The organism is Pseudomonas sp. LBUM1673 (genome assembly GCF_059695645.1).
In genome coordinates this window covers 5,953,717-5,970,812 of the sequence record NZ_CP166780.1, presented here as the reverse complement: position 1 = coordinate 5,970,812, position 17,096 = coordinate 5,953,717, and the positions used below count along the sequence as shown (strand labels likewise).

Below are 17,096 nucleotides of genomic sequence, written 5' to 3'. Positions count from 1 at the left end.
CCGGGAGCATTGAAAGGTGTCGTGCAGAATAAAACAGGCCTTGTGCTACCACCTGTTTCGCAACTGGCTGATTTAAAAACCGTTTCTTTCCAGTCGCCGTTGGCCTGATCTCTGCACCTCTTCAGCTACATTCATCACGCGCAGATTGAAGGGGAACGCATGACCCCAACAAACCGCAAGAAACTCGTGCTCGCCCATTCGGTACGGCCTGATGCGCCGCTGCACGAAGTCGAAACCAATCGCGCCCTGGCCCGTTGGCTGGCGCAGATCGTCGGGCTCGAATACGGTGGCAGTTACGACTCGCAGCTGCACAGCGGCCGTGACCTTTATCTGTTACCGACCCAAACGCTGGTAGGCGTCGCCGCCGCCCGGCAACTGGGCGTCAAGGGGCCGGAGGATTTGTGGGGCGGTTACGTCGACCACGACTTCATCTGCACCAAAGCCATCAGTCATGGGTTGTTGAACCGCTATGCGTTCGCGCCTGAAGGCTGGGCGCCGTTGTTTTCCGAACGGGTACGCAGCGTCGTGCTCGATGGCCTCAGTGTGTTCTCCCTGGACGATGCGCGCCCGGCAGCGGAGCACCTGCTCTATAGCGGCCCGATCCGCATCAAACCTATCCATGCTTGCGCCGGACGGGGTCAGGAAGTGATCAAAAGCCTCGACCAGTTTGATGCGATTCTCGCTCGCCCCGATGCCAAAACACTGCTCACCGAAGGCGTGGTGCTGGAACAGGACTTGACCGAGGTGATCACCCACAGCGTCGGTCAGAGTTTTATCGGCGACAAAGTGCTGAGTTATTGCGGTGATCAATACTTGACCGAAGACGGTCAGGGCGAGCAGGTTTATGGAGGATCAAACCTGTTGGTGGTGCAGGGTTATTACGAGGATCTGCTGGCGCTGGAACTGCCGGACGACGTGAGGCTGGCGATCGAGCAGGCGCAGGTATTCGACAGCGCGGCGGATGAAGCCTACCCCGGTTTCTACGCCTCGCGGCGCAACTATGACATTGCCCGGGGATTGGACTGCAACGGCAAACACCGCAGCGGCGTGCTCGAACAATCCTGGCGCCTGGGCGGTGCCAGCAGCGCCGAAGTCGCGGCGTTGCAGAGCTTCGTCAACGACCCCGGCCTGCGCGCGATTCGCGTGTCGTCGGTCGAAACCTATACCGACCAACCGCTGCCGGCCAACGCCATCGAGGTCTACCGCGGACCGGCGGAACACAGTGACTTTCTTCTCAAGTACGTAACGGTCAAATCCTATGACGGCTAGAAGCGAAACCATTGCGATCGACATCGACGATGAACAGATGAGCGGGACCTTCCTCAGCCCCAAATCGAAAGTTCCGGGGGTGCTTTTCGTCCACGGTTGGGGCGGTAGTCAGGAGCGCGACCTGGAGCGTGCCAAAGGCATTGCCGGGTTGGGTTGCGTGTGCCTGACGTTCGACTTGCGCGGCCATACTGGCGGGACCGGTATTCCGTTGTCCCGGATAACCCGCGAAGACAACCTGCGTGACCTGCTGGCGGCCTACGATCGACTGCTCGCCCATCCGGCGCTCGACACTTCTGCTGTCGCGGTGGTCGGTACCAGTTATGGCGGTTACCTGGCGGCGATCCTGACTTCCTTGCGCCCGGTGCGTTGGCTGGCGCTGCGGGTGCCGGCGTTGTATCGCGACGACTTTTGGCACACGCCCAAGCGTGAGTTGGACAAGATCGATTTGCGCGATTACCGCAGCACGCGGATCCGCGCCGACAGCAATCGCGCGTTGCATGCCTGTTCGCAATTTACCGGGGATGTGTTGCTGGTGGAGTCCGAGACCGACGCCTATGTGCCCCACGCGACCATCATGAGTTACCGCGCCGCGTGTCAGCAGACCCACTCGCTGACTCACCGGATCATCGACGGTGCCGATCACGCCTTGAGCGAGCCTGTCTCGCAACAGGCGTACACCTCGATCCTCGTTGGCTGGATCACGGAAATGGTGGTGGGCGAGCGGTTGAGCATTATTCAGTCGAGTTGAGATTTGCGGTGGTCTTGCGATCAATCGAGAGCAGGCTCGCTCCCACATTAATCCGCGTTCAGACAGGCAGCGCGGATCAAATGTAGGAGCGAGGCTTGCCCGCGAAAGCGTCATCCCGAACGCCACCACTCACCCCGGTGTTTTCGAAATTCGCAACGACTTGGCCTTGGCCTCCACCACCAGATACATCACCACGGTAATCAGCAGCGGCAGGAGGAAATAGATCGCCCGATAAGCGAGCAACCCCGCCACCAGACTTCCCCGCGAGGCCTCGTGTTGCAGCAGCGCCACGAACACCGCCTCCAGCACGCCGAGCCCGGCCGGAATGTGGGTGATGACCCCGGCAATGGCGCTGATCAGCAATACGCCAAGCACCAGCGGATAGTCCAGTTTGCTCGGCAACAGGGTGAAGATCACCGCCGCCATCAGCGACCAGTTCAGCGCGCCGAGGGCCAGTTGCAGGACCGCCATGTGCAGCGACGGCAGGTTGATTTCCACGCCGCGAATCGACCACTCCCGCCGCCTGGAAAACCGACAGGCCGCCAGATATCCCGCGCTCAACAGCAGCAACAACGCGCCCACGCCTTGCAGGGCACCGCTGCTCAGCGTCCAGCCTGGCGGCATCCTTACCAGTCCGCTGCTGAACACTGTGCCGGCAATCACCATGTAGCCGAACCAGTTGGTCGCCAGGCTCAGTCCAAGGATTTTCGCGATGTTACTTTTGCTCACCCCGAGCCGCGAATACAGCCGATAACGCATGGCGACGCCGCCGACCCAGGCGCTCAGGTTAAGGTTGAAGGCATAGCTGATGATCCCCACCGGCAGGATCTGTCGCCAGGTCAGGTCCTGTCGGATGTAGGTGCGGCCGATCAGGTCGAAACAGGCGTACACCAGAAAACTCATCAGCGTCACCCCGGACGCGATGATCAGTGTGCGCACTTTGAAGTCGGCCAGGGTATCGAACACTTCGCCCCATTCGATGCGTTGGGCGAGCATCGTGAACAGTACGATCAACGCCAGAAAAAACAGCATCGTCAGAGGCTTTTTCCAGCGGTGCCAGTGGGATTTTCGCGGCGTGTCGGAGTGAGGGGCAGGCTGCGCATCAGAATGGCTCATGCCTTATCGCTCCCGGTCGGATGGATGAAGGGTTTCAGGCGCGGTTTATGCGCCGGCAGCCAACCGGCCCACGCCGGGAAATGCCGCAGGAAGTGAAACACCAGAAAGCCGATGGTCATGTGCCAGACCCGTCCGCGAGGCGCTTTGTCCGTCGACATGATCTTGCAGTGGTTGCTGCTCAACTCGTCGAGACGCTCGAACAGGTCGCGGTTGAAGGCTCGGTCGCGGATCAACACATTGGCCTCCAGGTTCAGGGACAGGCTCAGCGGGTCGAGGTTACTTGAGCCGACGGTACTCCAGTCCTCGTCGACCAGGGCGACTTTGCCATGCAGGGGACGGTCGCAATATTCGTAAATCGCTACCCCGGCCCGCAGCAGATAGTCATAGGTCATGCGTGCGGCGAGCCTGGCCACTCGCAAATCCGGCTGCCCCTGAAGAATCAGGCGCACCTCGACCCCTCGGCGCGCCGCATTGCGGATCTCCCGCAGCAGCCGATAGCCTGGAAAGAAGTAGGCGTTGGCGATCACCACGCGACGTCGGGCACTGCGCACGACCTGCAAGTACACCTCTTCGATATCGCCCGGGTGTTCGCCATTATCGCGATACACCAGCCGTACCTGACCATCATGATCGCTGACCGCCAGTTCCGCGCGTCTCTGTCTGCGGCGTTGCCACCAGTACTTGGCCCGGGCCGGGCGACCGCTTTGCAGCAAGGCGAAATGATGAATATCGGCCACCGCCGGGCCTTGCACTTCAACCGAATAATCCTGTTTGGCCTCGGGGCCGAAGTCGGCCAAATGGTCGGCGGAAAAGTTGATTCCGCCGAGGAACGCAATCGTCCCGTCGACCACCACAATCTTGCGGTGCAGGCGGCGGAACCAGTTGGTGCGGATGCCCAGATGACGCGGAGCGGGGTCGAATATTTGCAGGCGCACACCTGCATTGCTCAGGGCGGCGAGGAACTCCGTACTCAGTTCGCCACAACCAAAACCGTCGAGGCTGACGGCGATGCGTACGCCGCGTTGAGCCGCTTCAATCAGGATTTTTTGCAGCTCATTGCCGACCTTGTCCTCGAACACAATGAAGGTCTCCAGCAGGATTTCACTCTGGGCCTGGCGCAGCGCTTCAAACACCCGTGGAAAGTATTCCTCGCCGTTCTCCAGCAATTGGACCCGGTTATTACCGTGCCAGCCGTATTCGACGCCAACGACCGCCGGCTCACGCACGGGCGGAGGTGGGGAAACGTGTTCGATCGTGGTTTTTTCCATCAATGGGCCGGTCATAGCTCGATCTCCACCGATAGCGGTGCATGGTCGGAAAGGTGTGACCAGGGCCGTGCCGCCAGTACTTGCGGATGGCTGGCCTTGAGGTTGCGCACGTAGATGCGGTCCAGGCGTAACGCCGGCAGACGCGCCGGGAAACTGCGCGCCGGTTTGCCATGCAGCTGCGCGAAGACTTCACGCAAACCGCAAGGCTTGAGCAGCGCATCGGCGCGCAGGCGCCAGTCATTGAAGTCGCCGGCGACCACCACCGGAGCATCCTGCGGCAACTCTTCCATACGTTGGGTCAGCAGCTGGAGTTGTGCCGTGCGGTGACTTTCGCGAAGCCCCAGATGGACGCAAATGGCATGGACTTCCCGGTCATCACCGGGCATCCGTAGCACGCAATGCAGGATTCCACGGTTTTCATGGCCGCGGAAGGACACGTCGAGGTTGTCGTGGCGAATGATCTGGAATTTCGACAACAGCGCATTGCCGTGATCGCCCGCGGGGTAGACCGCGTTGCGCCCGTAGGCAAATTGCGGCCACAGGGTATCGGCAAGGAATTCGTATTGGGGCATCGCCGGCCAGTTGTTGTAGCGCTGGGGGTGATGCTCGTGGGTGCCGTGGACCTCCTGCAAAAACACCACGTCGGCGGACACACTGCGCACCGCTTCACGCAACTCGGGCAGGATGAAGCGCCGATTGAGCGCGGTGAAACCCTTGTGGGTGTTGACCGTCAGCACGGTGAAACGGCTCACGGCACTGATGATTGGCTGCTGTTCATCCGTCGTGCCGACGGGTTCGGGAATGCTCATGGCAGCACCCCTTCGGCAGCCGGCTCTCCGGGAGCGGTGACGAGGTCTTTATCGAGATGGAAATGCTCAAGCAGGCGGCGGGCATCGAAGGGCGCACGGACTTTGATGTCGTTATCGAAATAGCAGAACACTTCCCGGGATTTGCGTGTCTTGGGTTTTTGCCGGGGCGCGATCAATTGCGGGTCTGCCGGCTGCTGGCCGTGATACCAGGCCTCGATCCGGTCGCCCCAGCGTTTCAGCGCTTGCGGGGTGTAACCGCTGGCGTAGAGTTCTTCGGCACCGTGCAGGCGCAGGTAGACGAAATCGCTGGTGAGGTCTTCGCGGTACGGCCATTTGCCGGCGGTGTCGGCAATGACCAGCGCGGTGTTGTAGCGTTTGAGCAGGCGGATAAAGGCGGGATCAACAAAGCTTTCGTGGCGAATTTCCACGGCATGGCGCAGCGGTTTTTTGCCGTAGGCCTTCATACTGGCGTGACCGTTCAAGCGCGGCTCATGCTGGCGGGCGAGGGCGGCGGCCTGTTCCGTGTCGTGGGGTAATTGTTCGAGAAAGCTTTCGAACAACTCGGGATCGAATTTGAAGCTGGGCGGAAACTGCCAGAGGATCGGGCCGAGTTTTTCCCTGAGTTCCAGCAACCCGGAGGCGAAAAAATTCGCCAGCGGTTTATGGATGTCCCGCAGGCGCTTGATGTGGGTGATGAAGCGCGGCGCCTTGACGCTGAACACGAAGCCCGCCGGGGTTTCGGTGTACCACTGGGCATAACGTTCGGGCCGTTGCAGGGCGTAAAACGATCCATTGATTTCGATGCTGTTGACCGCCCGTGAAGCGAATTGCAATTCGCGCTTCTGGGTCAGCCCCTTCGGGTAGAACTCCCCCCGCCAAGGCGTGTAGCGCCAGCCTGAAATACCAATATGAATCGCCGCCATGTCGCCTCCCGTCTATGTAGCCCTCGGACAGCCTCTGTCTTTTGATGACTGCCGGGCGTGCGAGAAAGTTTCGACGGGGCTACGGACGGTAAAAACTCGCCAAAACACCACAAATCAAATGTGGGAGCGGGCTTGCTCGCGAAGGCGGTGTGTCAGTCACATCAATGCTGGATGTGCCGCAGCTTTCGCGAGCAAGCCCGCTCCCACAGGGTGTCCATCAGTGACCGGCGACGATACGGGCCGAATCCTCAGCCGGTTCGGCATACACGCGACTCTTGGGTGGGATTGATTGATGGCGAGCAGTGTCGGGGTTTGGGTCGTGCGGAAAAATATAGGGATGGGCATTTGATATTTGCGTGCTGGTCAAATATCGAACGGCGAATGGGACCCTGTGGCGAGGGGGCTTGCCCCCGTTGGGCTGCGAAGCGGCCCTAAAACCTGCCGACCGAGTTCCTTCAGACCCACCGTATATGCTGGATTTACGACTGCTTCGCAGCCGAACGGGGGCAAGCCCCCTCGCCACAAGTATCTGTAGTGCTCGATATCTGATGTCCAAAACCGAACTTGGCCGCCATTTACCAATCAGTTCCTTACAGACCCTTCTGAAGGAGCTCCGCGTTTTGTTCAAGTTCAAGACCGCGATACTACTGGGGGCGTTGCTGTTCGCGGGCAGCAACGAACTGGAAGCTGCCACGTTGCCAGGCGTTCCCGCTGCAGTCGAAGAGCCCGCCAAGGCTGAGCCGTTGGTCCAGGGCGGCCTGCTGGGGGCCATCAGCTCCAGCATCGACGATGTTCAGGCCAAACTCGATCTCAACCAAAATCTGGTGGATGCCTGGCGTCTGCGCGCCGATCGGGCGGCGGATGAAGTGGACAAACTGGTGAATCAGCCATCGTCCCGTTCTTCTTGGGGTGTGGCCGCTCACTTCCTGTTGTTGTCCGGTGTATGGCTCGGCACGTTTGCCTTGCTCACGGTACTCGGCGGCATTCTGGCCAGGCATTTGAACCTGGGCCGTTGGTTGCGAACGCGCCAGCGCAGCCAGGACCTCCTCAAGTATTTGATGCCTTTCACCTTGCCCGCCGTGATCTGTCTGCCGCTGACCCTCTACGTCAGCCATTTCCTGCAATCTTCGGTTGGTCGCGCCCTGGCGCTGTGTTTCGCCTACGCCACCAGCAGCGGCATTTTCTCGACCTCGATGTTGCTCTGCGTAATCGTCATGTTCAATACGGGCCACAAGCGCCCGGCGGTGCAGATTATCCGTGACTACTGCCCCAGACCGCTGTTCATGATTGGCTTCCTCGCGGCGCTGAGCGATGCCTTGACCAGCCCGCAGATCGCCCGGCAATTGGGCGGCAACATCACCAGCAGCATCGCGGTCTTCACTGGGCTGTTCGCGTCGATCATCTTCGGTTTGCTGGTGATTCGCCTGCGTCGTCCGGTGGCGCATCTGATCCGTAACCGCCCATTGGCCCAGCGCCTCAAACAGCCCTCATTGCAGGAGTCCCTGCGAATCTTTTCCGGGCTTTGGTACTGGCCGATTCTGCTGATGGTGCTGGTCTCGGCGATCAACCTGATTGGCGTTGGCGAAGACAACCAAAAGGCACTGCGCTGTGCGTTATTCACCACCGTGCTGCTGATCGCGATGGTGTTTCTCAGCACGATTTTCCAGCACTTGTTCAAATCGCGCAGGGCCGAAGCGATCCAGCGCAGCAGTGCTTACAAGGAGCGTTTTCTCAGCTTGCTTCACGCTTTGCTGCGGATCGTCATGGCCGTGGCGTTCATCGAAATCCTCGGGCGAATCTGGGGCGTGTCGCTGTTCGAGTTTGCTGAACGCAACTCTGTGGGCCGAGCGATCAGTAATTCGTTAAGCAGTATCGGCATGATCTTTCTGGTGACGTGGCTGCTCTGGGTGGTGCTCGACACCGCGATTCAGGAAGCCTTGAAACCACCGGTCAACAAGCGCTCGGTGCGCCAGCCGAGCACGCGGGTTAAAACCATCCTGCCGCTGCTGCGCAACGCGATCAAAATCATCCTGGTGGTGATTTGCGCGATCACCACCATGGCCAATCTGGGGATCAACGTCGCGCCACTGCTGGCCGGTGCCGGGGTGGTCGGTCTGGCGATTGGTTTCGGCTCCCAGCAACTGGTGCAGGACGTGATCACCGGATTGTTCATCATCATCGAAGACACTTTGTCGATCGGTGATTGGGTGGTGCTCGATTCCGGCCACGCCGGCACCGTCGAGGGTTTGACCATCCGCACTCTGCGCTTGCGCGACGGTAAGGGCTTTGTGCACTCGGTGCCGTTCGGCCAGATCAAGGCCGTGACCAATCAATCGCGGCAGTTTGCATTTGCATTTTTCTCGGTGCAGTTCACCTACGACACTGATGTCGACAAGGCCATAGAACTGATCCGCGAGGCCGGGGATTCGATTCGTGACGATGCGTTTCTCAAGTACAACCTGCAAGGGCCGCTGGATGTGTTCGGTGTCGACAAAATGGACCTTAACGGCGTGGTATTGACGGCGCAGTTTCGTACCGTGGCGGGTGGGCAATATGCTGTGAGCCGAGCGTTCAATCAGCGTTTGAAAAAGCTTGTGGATAACAGTCCATGGGTGCATTTCGCGCAGACTTATCCACAGCAGGTATTGATCCCCAAAAGGCACGTGGATGAGCCGGAAGATGATAGGCCGACGCTGGAGGATTCGCCGGTGTTGTTGCCGGGTCAGCCGCGTACCCAATGATCTTGTTGGCTGTGATGACCTCTTCGCGAGCAAGCCCGCTCCCACAGTTGAACAGTGTCGGTCACAAAATGTGAGTACACAGGAGATCCCAGTGGGAGCGGGCTTGCTCGCGAAGGCGCCAGGCCAACCAACATCAATGCCGGATCAATTTACTACGCACCTCGGCACTGGCCTGCTGATCCAGCTCCAGCCAGAAATGCTGCTTGCCGGCGATCTCGGCGGCGACCGGCAAACCGTCGCGATACACCAGTCGATTACTCGCCACCGCCGGCACTTTCGCCCCCGGCAACAGGGTGCCGGCAAGGTTCAGCGGATCCACCCCGCACACCGCGATCAGACTTGCGTCATGGGCGCGCCGCCTGACTTCACGCAGCAACGGAATCGCCTCAGGCAACGCAAATTGCTCACCGGCCAGGCCACTGACAAACCGCCCGCCGCGAATCTGCCCCCGGGCCTCCAGCCGATGGAACGTGCGCAGCAATTCCCGCCAACTCGGCAACCAATCCGCTTCACGCTCCAGCAAGCGCCAGAACACCACGCCATAACGGCGTAGCAAGGTCATGGCGATGTGTTCAAGGGTATCGCTGGGGGTGAGCGCCGAGCGTCGGTTATCCACAACCGGCGCGGCAGCACCGCGGCGCAACAATGCCCAGCGTCCGGCGTCGTCCATCCCGCCGACAAACGCTCCGCGCCCGCGTCGGCTGCTGCGATTCTGGCGTTTGCTGGCCGGGGTAATCAGCGCTCGCAGGCCGGCGAAGCTGTCGGCATTTACCAATCCGGCCCCCACCAGTTCCTGCAAGGCGATTTCCAGTTCCGAGCGCAGCAGATGGGCTTCGTGAATCAGTTCATCGAAAAACAGCGCCCCATGTTGGCTGAGCGCTTCATGGACTTTTTGTGTTTTGGGCGACAGTTCGCTGACCGGCGTCTGCTCGGTCAAACTGCTCCACAACCCGACCTGGCTACGTGGCAGCAGCAGAATCGGCGTGCTGCGCAATGCCGTGCCGGCGCTCTTGTTGCGCGCGGTGAGGCGGGTCCAGACCAGTTTGCCGCTGCGGCATAACTCATCCAGCCAGGTCGCCGAATAGTCTTTGAGCCGCGCCGGCAGAATGTCGCTGTCCCACGCCGACGCGGCGGCGGGGTAGCCTTCGAGCTGGCTGATGATTGCCGGCAACACCGCGCGGCCCTGGCCTTGGCTCGCGGCGGACAGGTGCTGCCAGTCGAACAGAAAACGCATGAAGTCCTGCAACGCCACCGGCTCGATTTCCCTTCGCAGTCGTTTGACCGTGTAGCGATGAATCCGCGCCAGCAAATGCCGTTCACACCATTGTTCTTCACGGGCGCCAGGGCTGAATTGCCCGCGCAGCACATAACCTTCGCGCTCCAGTTGAGCCAGGGCCTGAGTGACTTGAATCGCCGGTAATCCAAGCGGTTCGGCAATCGCCTGCAGCGGCAACGGACCAAATGCGCTGAGCCGCGCGCGGATCACTTCCAGCATCGCTTCGTCTGGCTCCCAGGATTCATCGAAACCGGGCAACGCCTCCAGCGGTGGAAACAATGTGGCCTGTGGATAAATCGCCCGCAGGCAGGTCAGTCGCTCCAGTGCCAACCACAGCGATTGCTCGGCGTTGATTTGCAAACGGCTGGCGCGGCCACTGTCGGCCAGGGTGTTCAGCCAATCGAGCCAGTTCGGGTTGGCCTGGGCCTCGGTATCGGCAATGCACGCCAGGCTCATCAAGGCCTCATGCATTTCATCGATGCCAGTGGGGGCTGGCCAGGCTTCGTCACGCACCGCGGCAATCGCCTCGGCGTCCAGGGCACCGAGGTCGTCGGTGGACTGCGGATCGCTCCAGCGACGGTTGAGCACCGCCTGAGTGCGGCGCTCTTCCAGTGGCGCATCGTCGAGGAAGGTGTAGGGGCGGGCGCTGAGAATCTCCGCCGCCAGTGGTGAGGGCGCCGGCAGGTCGCGGCTGATCAGGCGGATGTCGCCCTGTTCCATGCGCCGCAACAATGCCAGCCAGCCTTCGCTGTCCATGGCCTCGTGCAGGCAGTCGGCGAGGGTTTGTTCCACCAGCGGATGGTCGGGAATCTCGCGCTCGCCGGCGAGGTTTTCCACGCAGGCGATCTGATCGGGAAACACACTGGCGATCAGGTCTTCGCTTTTCATCCGCTGGATCTGCGGCGGTACTTTGCGTCCGCCGCTGTAGCGTGGCAGCGCCAGGGCGACCCCGGCATTCCAGCGCCAGCGCACGCCGAACAGCGGGGCCTCGAGCACCGCTTGAGTCAGGGTATGTTCGGCGCTGTTGCTGTGCAGGTAGCGCCAGACGTCGTCCAGCTCAAAGCTGTGGCTGGTGGACAGCGACAGCACGATGGCGTCCTCGCTGGCGGCGGCCTGCAATTCGAAGTTGAACGTGCGGCAGAAACGCTTGCGCAAGGCCAGGCCCCAGGCGCGATTGATGCGGCTGCCGAACGGCGAGTGGATGATCAGCTGTGTACCGCCGGACTCGTCGAAAAACCGCTCCATCAGCAGCGTGTCTTGCGACGGCAAGGCCCCGAGGGTCTGGCGTGCCCGGGCCAGGTAGTCGACCAATTGCTCGGCGCTGGCGAGGTTCAGGCCGAGGGTGTCGGTCAGCCAGTCGAGGGCCGGCTGCAGATTGCCGGGCGTGGTGCCGAGCCGTTCATCGAGTTGCGCTTGCAGGCGTGCCACAGCGAACGACAGTTCATCGCTGCGACCGGGTGCTTCACCGAGCCAGAACGGAATGGTCGGCGGCTGACCCTGAGCGTCTTCGACCCGGACCTTGCCGGTTTGGACCCGCAGAATCCGATACGACGTATTGCCCAGCTGAAAGATATCCCCAGCGATACTTTCCACCGCGAAGTCTTCGTTGACGCTGCCGATGTTCAGCCCTTGAGGCTCTAACAAAACGCTGTAGTCAGCGTTGTCCGGAATCGTCCCGCCGCTGGTCACGGCGGTCAGCTTGGCACCCCGGCGGCCGCGCAAGGTGCGGCTTACGGCGTCCCGGTGCAGGTAAGCGCTGCGAATGCCCTGGCGACCGTTGTAGCCTTCGGCGAGCATTTGCAGCAGTGCCTGGTAATGTTTTTCGTCGAGTTCGGCATAGGGCGAGGCTTTACGCAGCATCTCCAACAGCGCCTGCTCCTGCCATTCCTGGCAGCTGACTTCCGCGATGATCTGCTGGGCCAAGACGTCCAGCGGTGCTTCGGGGATCAGCAACGTGTCGAGTTCGCCACGGCGTACGCAGTCGAGCAGGGCGGCGCATTCGATCAGGTCGTCGCGGGTGGTGGCGAACAACCGGCCTTTGGGCGTGCCGCCGACCTGGTGCCCGGAGCGGCCGACCCGTTGCAGAAACCCGGCAATCGAGCGTGGCGAAGCGATCTGGCACACCAGGTCGACGTCGCCGATGTCGATACCCAATTCCAGCGAAGCAGTGGCGATCAGCACTTGCAGCTCGCCGCGCTTGAGCCGTTGTTCGGCGTCCAGGCGAAATTCCTTGGCCAAGCTGCCATGGTGGGCGGCAACGGCCTCTTTGCCGAGGCGTTCGCTCAAGTGTCGGCTCAGGCGTTCGGCCAGGCGCCGGGTGTTGACGAAAATCAGCGTGGTCCGGTGTTCACGGGCGAGGGCGGCGAGTCGGTCATAGACCAGTTCCCAGACGTCATTGGCCATCACCGCCGACAACGGCACTGGCGGCACCTCTATATCGAGATCCCGTGGGCGGGCGTGTCCGATGTCGATGATGTCGCAGTCGCGATCACGGCCGACCAAAAAACGCGACACCGCTTCGATGGGTTTTTGTGTGGCGGACAGGCCGATACGCACCAGCGGTTGCGAGCAGAGCGCCTGCAAACGCTCCAGGCTCAGGGCCAGGTGGCTGCCGCGTTTGCTGGCGGCGATGGCGTGGATTTCGTCGACGATCACCGTGCGCGTGGTGCGGAGCATTTGCCGGCCAGAGTCGGAGCCGAGCAACACATAAAGGGATTCCGGGGTGGTCACCAGAATGTGCGGCGCGGTTTTGCGCATGGCCGAACGGTCTTTTTGCGGCGTATCGCCGGTGCGCACGGCAGTGCTGATCGGCACGTCGGGCAGGCCCATCACGCGCAACTGCTCGGTGATGCCGGCCAGCGGGTTTTGCAGGTTGATCTGGATGTCGTTGGACAGGGCTTTGAGCGGCGAAACGTAAACCACCAGGGTTGCGTTCGGCAGGCCGTCCGGGTTCTCCAGGCCGCGATGGACCAGATCGTCGAGCACGGCCAGAAACGCGGTGAGGGTCTTGCCGGAGCCAGTGGGCGCGGCAATCAGGGTCGAACGGTGCTGGCGGATCAACGGCCACGCCCGGGCCTGGGCGGCGGTGGCCGTCGCGAAGGTATTGCTGAACCAGGCGCTGACGGCGGGGTGAAAGCCTGCCAGGGCAGCGTCCGTGGGGATGGGCAGATTCATGGAGTAATTTATGCGGGCGGGGGCGGGAAGTTGCAAGTACCGCTCAGGATCTGTGTCGGTGCTGAGGGCCTCTTCGCGGGCAAGCCTCGCTCCTACACGGAATATGTGTTGATCACGATAAAACCTGTAGGAGCGAGGCTTGCCCGCGAAGAGGCCCTCACAAGCACCACAAATCCCTGGGAACTACACTTTACGGATGACGGTTGCGCACTAAACCCGCAAAATGCAACGATTCCGGCAACTATCGAGGACATCGCCTGCGGGCGCTGTCGATAAAGCCATCGTTCCAATCAGACTGGGCCTGCTGACTCTATGCGAATGCGCCTTATGTTACTGGGCGGCGGAAATGCCCTTGGGCAGGCGCTGATTCGCCTCGGTGCGGAGGAAGACATCGGTTTCCTCGCCCCCCGCCCACCACAAGACGGCTGGGACGCCGCAAGCCTGACGCAACTGCTCGACGATACCCGTCCGGATGCGTTGATCAATCTCGCCTACTACTTCGACTGGTTCCAGGCGGAGGCCGTCAGCGAGCCGCGTCTGGCCGGGCAGGAGCGAGCCATCGAGCGGCTGGCCGAGCTGTGCCAGCATCACAACATCGTTCTGCTGCAACCGTCGAGTTATCGCGTGTTCGATGGCTCCCGGGCGACCGCCTACAGCGAAAAAGACGAACCGGTCCCGCTGGGCCTGCGCGGTCAGGCCTTGTGGCGAATCGAGCAAAGCGTGCGCGCCACCTGTCCGCAGCACGTGCTGCTGCGTTTCGGCTGGCTGCTCGATGACAGCCCCGACGGCACCCTCGGGCGATTCCTGGGGCGGGCCGAGAAAGCGGAGGAGCTGCTGATGGCTGATGATCGTCGCGGTAATCCGACGCCGGTGGACGATGCTGCCCGGGTGATCATTTCGGTGCTCAAACAACTCGATTGCGCGGCGCCGCTATGGGGCACCTACCACTACGCCGGGCATGAGGCGACCACGCCGCTGGCACTGGGGCAGGCGATCCTCACCGAAGCACGCGCCCTGCACCCGCTGGCCATCGAAGCACCGACCGCCCAGGCTCACGCCGCGCGGCCCGACGCCGCCGAAGAACCGCAACACGCGGTGCTGGCCTGCAAGAAAATTCTGCACACTTTCGGGATCAAGCCCCGCGCCTGGCGCGCGGCACTCCCGGGCTTACTGGATAGGTTTTATCGCCATGGCTGACGGCCCTGTTTTAATCACCGGCGGCGCCGGTTTCATCGGCTCGCACCTGACTGACGCCTTGCTCGCCAAAGGGCATTCGGTGCGTATTCTCGATGACCTCTCCACCGGCAAACGCAGCAACCTGCCGCTGGACAACCCCCTCGTTGAACTGATCGTGGGCGACGTCGCCGATGCCGCACTGGTGGCGCAGGCGATGGTCGGTTGCAGCGCTGTGGCGCACCTGGCGGCGGTGGCTTCAGTGCAGGCTTCGGTGGATGACCCGGTGAAGACGCATCAGAGTAATTTCATCGGCTCGCTGAATGTCTGCGAAGCCATGCGTCAGGCCGGCGTCAAACGGGTGCTGTACGCGTCCAGCGCAGCGGTCTATGGCAACAATGGCGAAGGCGAGTCGATCGACGAAGACACGCCCAAGGCACCGTTGACGCCATACGCGGCAGACAAGTTGGCGAGCGAGCATTACTTCGATTTCTATCGTCGCCAGCATGATCTGGAACCGGTGATTTTCCGCTTTTTCAACATCTTCGGCCCGCGCCAGGATCCGTCCTCGCCCTATTCCGGGGTGATCAGCATTTTCAGCGAGCGCGCACAGAAAGGCCTGCCGATCACGGTGTTTGGCGACGGCGAGCAGACTCGTGATTTTGTGTATGTCGAGGACTTGGTGGACGTGTTGGTGCAAGCCATCGAGAAGCCGCAGGTCGAGGTCGGCGCGGTGAATGTCGGCTGGAATCAGGCCACGACCCTCAAGCAAATGCTTGCAGCCCTTGAAGCGGTGGTGGGCAAGCTGCCGCCCGTGAGCTACGGCCCGGCGCGTTCCGGTGATATCCGTCATTCACGAGCGAACAACCGGCGTTTACTGGAGCAGTTTACCTATCCGGAGCAGACGCCGATGAGTGTTGGCCTGGCTCGGTTGTTGGGGCACTGAGGTTTTACACAGCCATGAAAAAGGCGCCTTTGAAGGCGCCTTTTTCATGACCAATGCAGTTCCCTGTGGCGAGGGGGCTTGCCCCCGTTGGGTTGCGAAGCAGCCCCAGCACATTTCGCCTGACAGTCCTCATCGACTGGATGGCGCCTGCTGCGCAGTCGAACGGGGGCAAGCCCCCTCGCCACAGGATATCCTTCGCCAGATGGGTTACTTAAAACTTGTAACCCAAACCAACCATGTAAATGAACGGGTCCACATCAACGTCGACCTTGGCCCGGGTGCCCGGCGCGACGGCGTTGTTTTCCACGGTCGCGGTGGTGTCGATGTCAATGTAGCGCACCTGCGCATTGATCATTACGTTGTCGGTCAGCATGTAGTCAGCACCGACCTGCCAGGCCAGGCCCCAGGAGTTTTTCGCCTTGAAGTTGCTGAAACCGTTGGCGCTGGCTTCGCTGCCGACGTGCTCGTCGTAGATCCAGGTGTAGTTGATACCGCCGCCGATGTATGGCTGGAACGCGGACTTGGCGTCCAGCGGGTAGTAGACCAGGCTCAGGGTTGGCGGCAGGTGTTTCAGGGTGCCGAGTTTGCCGTTGGCGGCGCCGAGGGCGGTGCCTTTGAGCTTCACGTCATGCTCGAACGGCGAGGCTGCGAGCAATTCGATCCCCAGGTTATTGGTGATCATGTAGGCGAAGTTCAGGCCCAGTTGTGTGTCGCTGCTCATGGTGGCCTTGCCACCCAGATCGGCGCCCTTCAGCGGGCCTTGATCGACCTTGACGCTGGAGCTGTCGGCATCCGGGTTGACGGTGATCGCACCGGCCCGAACGATGATGTCACCGGCGGTGTGAGCATGGGCGAGCGGGGCTGCGAGCGCGAGGGCGAATAGCGAAGCGCAGAGCAAGGACTTGTGCATGGGGGCTCCAAAGGATGTTAAAAATGTTCGATGTCCAATGGTAGGGATCCAACTGATATGGTCTTTTGACTCAGCTCAATAAAACAGTGATGGGCGGGTTTTGGTGGAATCTTTGATGGCCTCTTCGCGGGCAAGCCTCGCTCCTACAGGGGCTACGCATGACCTGTAGAGCGACGCTTGCCCGCGAAGGCGTCCTCACTACCCAAACAAAACCACCGGATTCACTCCGGCAGTTCATACACATAAATCTTGTCCGCCTCCATCTGATACCCGGCATCCGCCAACTCGCTGGTGGACGCCTTGACCTGCAACGCACCTTCAATCCAGTACGGCTGATACAGCTCATCCAGCTTCACGCCGACTTCACTTTTGACATGCACGATCTGGTTCGACGGAGGAGGCGGTACGTGAATGCAGGCGCCGAAATACGGCACCAGCAGAAACTCCGTGGTGCGGCCTTCTTCACTGACTTCCAGCGGCACGATGTACCCCGGTAAACGAATATTCTTGCCGTCGAGGCTCTTCACCACCGGGGCGTTCGGCATGTCCTGCTTGGCCGCTGGGGCCGACTCCGCGGACAACGCGTCGCTCATCTTCGACAGATCGTGCAGCGGCGTCATGTTCGGCACTTCTGGCGCCGCATCTGGCGGGATCATTTCCGACCAGGTCAGGTCTTTCGGCTCGGCCGCCCACAGCGGCAGGGCGACCAGCATCAACAGAGCAAGCAGAGCGCGGGGCATCAT

The 17,096-nt window shown here is 61.2% G+C and carries 12 protein-coding genes; 5 read left to right on the top strand and 7 right to left on the bottom strand.

Annotated elements, in window-relative coordinates; genetic code table 11:
- The first annotated feature begins 159 nt into the window (after positions 1-159).
- Together ACA044_RS27320 and ACA044_RS27315 are read left to right on the top strand one after the other, a co-directional pair.
- On the top strand, positions 160-1,269 hold the full coding sequence (locus ACA044_RS27320) for a DUF3182 family protein (RefSeq protein ID WP_497444089.1): 1,110 nt from the start codon (positions 160-162) through the stop codon (positions 1,267-1,269).
- Complete coding sequence (locus tag ACA044_RS27315) at positions 1,259-2,017, top strand: alpha/beta hydrolase family protein (RefSeq protein ID WP_497444088.1); 759 nt, start codon at positions 1,259-1,261, stop codon at positions 2,015-2,017. The genes ACA044_RS27320 and ACA044_RS27315 overlap by 11 nt, the downstream gene beginning before the upstream one ends.
- A 129-nt stretch (positions 2,018-2,146) precedes the next feature.
- On the opposite strand, the gene ACA044_RS27310 is transcribed toward ACA044_RS27315, so the two are convergent.
- The 4 genes from ACA044_RS27310 to ACA044_RS27295 are packed head-to-tail and all read right to left on the bottom strand — an operon-like array spanning position 2,147 to position 6,133.
- Positions 2,147-3,133, bottom strand: a complete 987-nt coding sequence (locus tag ACA044_RS27310) for a lysylphosphatidylglycerol synthase domain-containing protein (RefSeq protein ID WP_497444087.1) — start codon at positions 3,131-3,133, stop codon at positions 2,147-2,149.
- Entirely contained in the window at positions 3,130-4,416 is a 1,287-nt protein-coding gene (clsB, locus tag ACA044_RS27305; protein ID WP_497444086.1) for a cardiolipin synthase ClsB, read from the bottom strand. Before clsB ends, ACA044_RS27310 begins: the two co-directional genes overlap by 4 nt.
- Positions 4,413-5,210 carry an endonuclease/exonuclease/phosphatase family protein gene (locus ACA044_RS27300; protein WP_497444085.1) on the bottom strand — a complete coding sequence of 266 codons (798 nt, stop codon included), beginning with the start codon at positions 5,208-5,210 and terminating at the stop codon, positions 4,413-4,415. The genes clsB and ACA044_RS27300 overlap by 4 nt, the downstream gene beginning before the upstream one ends.
- On the bottom strand, positions 5,207-6,133 hold the full coding sequence (locus ACA044_RS27295) for a DUF72 domain-containing protein (RefSeq protein WP_497444084.1): 927 nt from the start codon (positions 6,131-6,133) through the stop codon (positions 5,207-5,209). The genes ACA044_RS27300 and ACA044_RS27295 overlap by 4 nt, the downstream gene beginning before the upstream one ends.
- Before the next feature lie 620 nt (positions 6,134-6,753).
- Here ACA044_RS27295 and ACA044_RS27290 point away from each other — a divergent pair.
- Entirely contained in the window at positions 6,754-8,874 is a 2,121-nt protein-coding gene (locus ACA044_RS27290) for a mechanosensitive ion channel family protein (protein WP_497444083.1), read from the top strand.
- 133 nt (positions 8,875-9,007) lie between these two features.
- On the opposite strand, the gene ACA044_RS27285 is transcribed toward ACA044_RS27290, so the two are convergent.
- Positions 9,008-13,324, bottom strand: a complete 4,317-nt coding sequence (locus ACA044_RS27285; protein ID WP_497444082.1) for an Lhr family helicase — start codon at positions 13,322-13,324, stop codon at positions 9,008-9,010.
- A 312-nt stretch (positions 13,325-13,636) separates the two neighbouring features.
- On the opposite strand from ACA044_RS27285, the gene ACA044_RS27280 reads away from it, so the two are divergent.
- Together ACA044_RS27280 and pgnE are read left to right on the top strand one after the other, a co-directional pair.
- Positions 13,637-14,521, top strand: a complete 885-nt coding sequence (locus tag ACA044_RS27280) for a sugar nucleotide-binding protein (protein ID WP_497444081.1) — start codon at positions 13,637-13,639, stop codon at positions 14,519-14,521.
- Positions 14,514-15,443 (top strand): UDP-N-acetylglucosamine epimerase PgnE, encoded by a 930-nt coding sequence (gene pgnE / locus ACA044_RS27275; protein ID WP_497444080.1) that lies wholly within the window; start codon positions 14,514-14,516, stop codon positions 15,441-15,443. The genes ACA044_RS27280 and pgnE overlap by 8 nt, the downstream gene beginning before the upstream one ends.
- A gap of 211 nt (positions 15,444-15,654) precedes the next feature.
- Here the strand turns inward: pgnE and ACA044_RS27270 are convergent, their stop codons facing one another.
- Positions 15,655-16,353: an OmpW/AlkL family protein gene (locus tag ACA044_RS27270; RefSeq protein WP_497444079.1), complete on the bottom strand. Its 699-nt coding sequence runs from the start codon at positions 16,351-16,353 to the stop codon at positions 15,655-15,657.
- A gap of 221 nt (positions 16,354-16,574) precedes the next feature.
- The gene (locus tag ACA044_RS27265) at positions 16,575-17,093 is read right to left on the bottom strand and encodes a DUF3299 domain-containing protein (protein WP_030131348.1); all 519 of its coding nucleotides are present in this window, start codon (positions 17,091-17,093) and stop codon (positions 16,575-16,577) included.
- Positions 17,094-17,096: the final 3 nt, after the last annotated feature.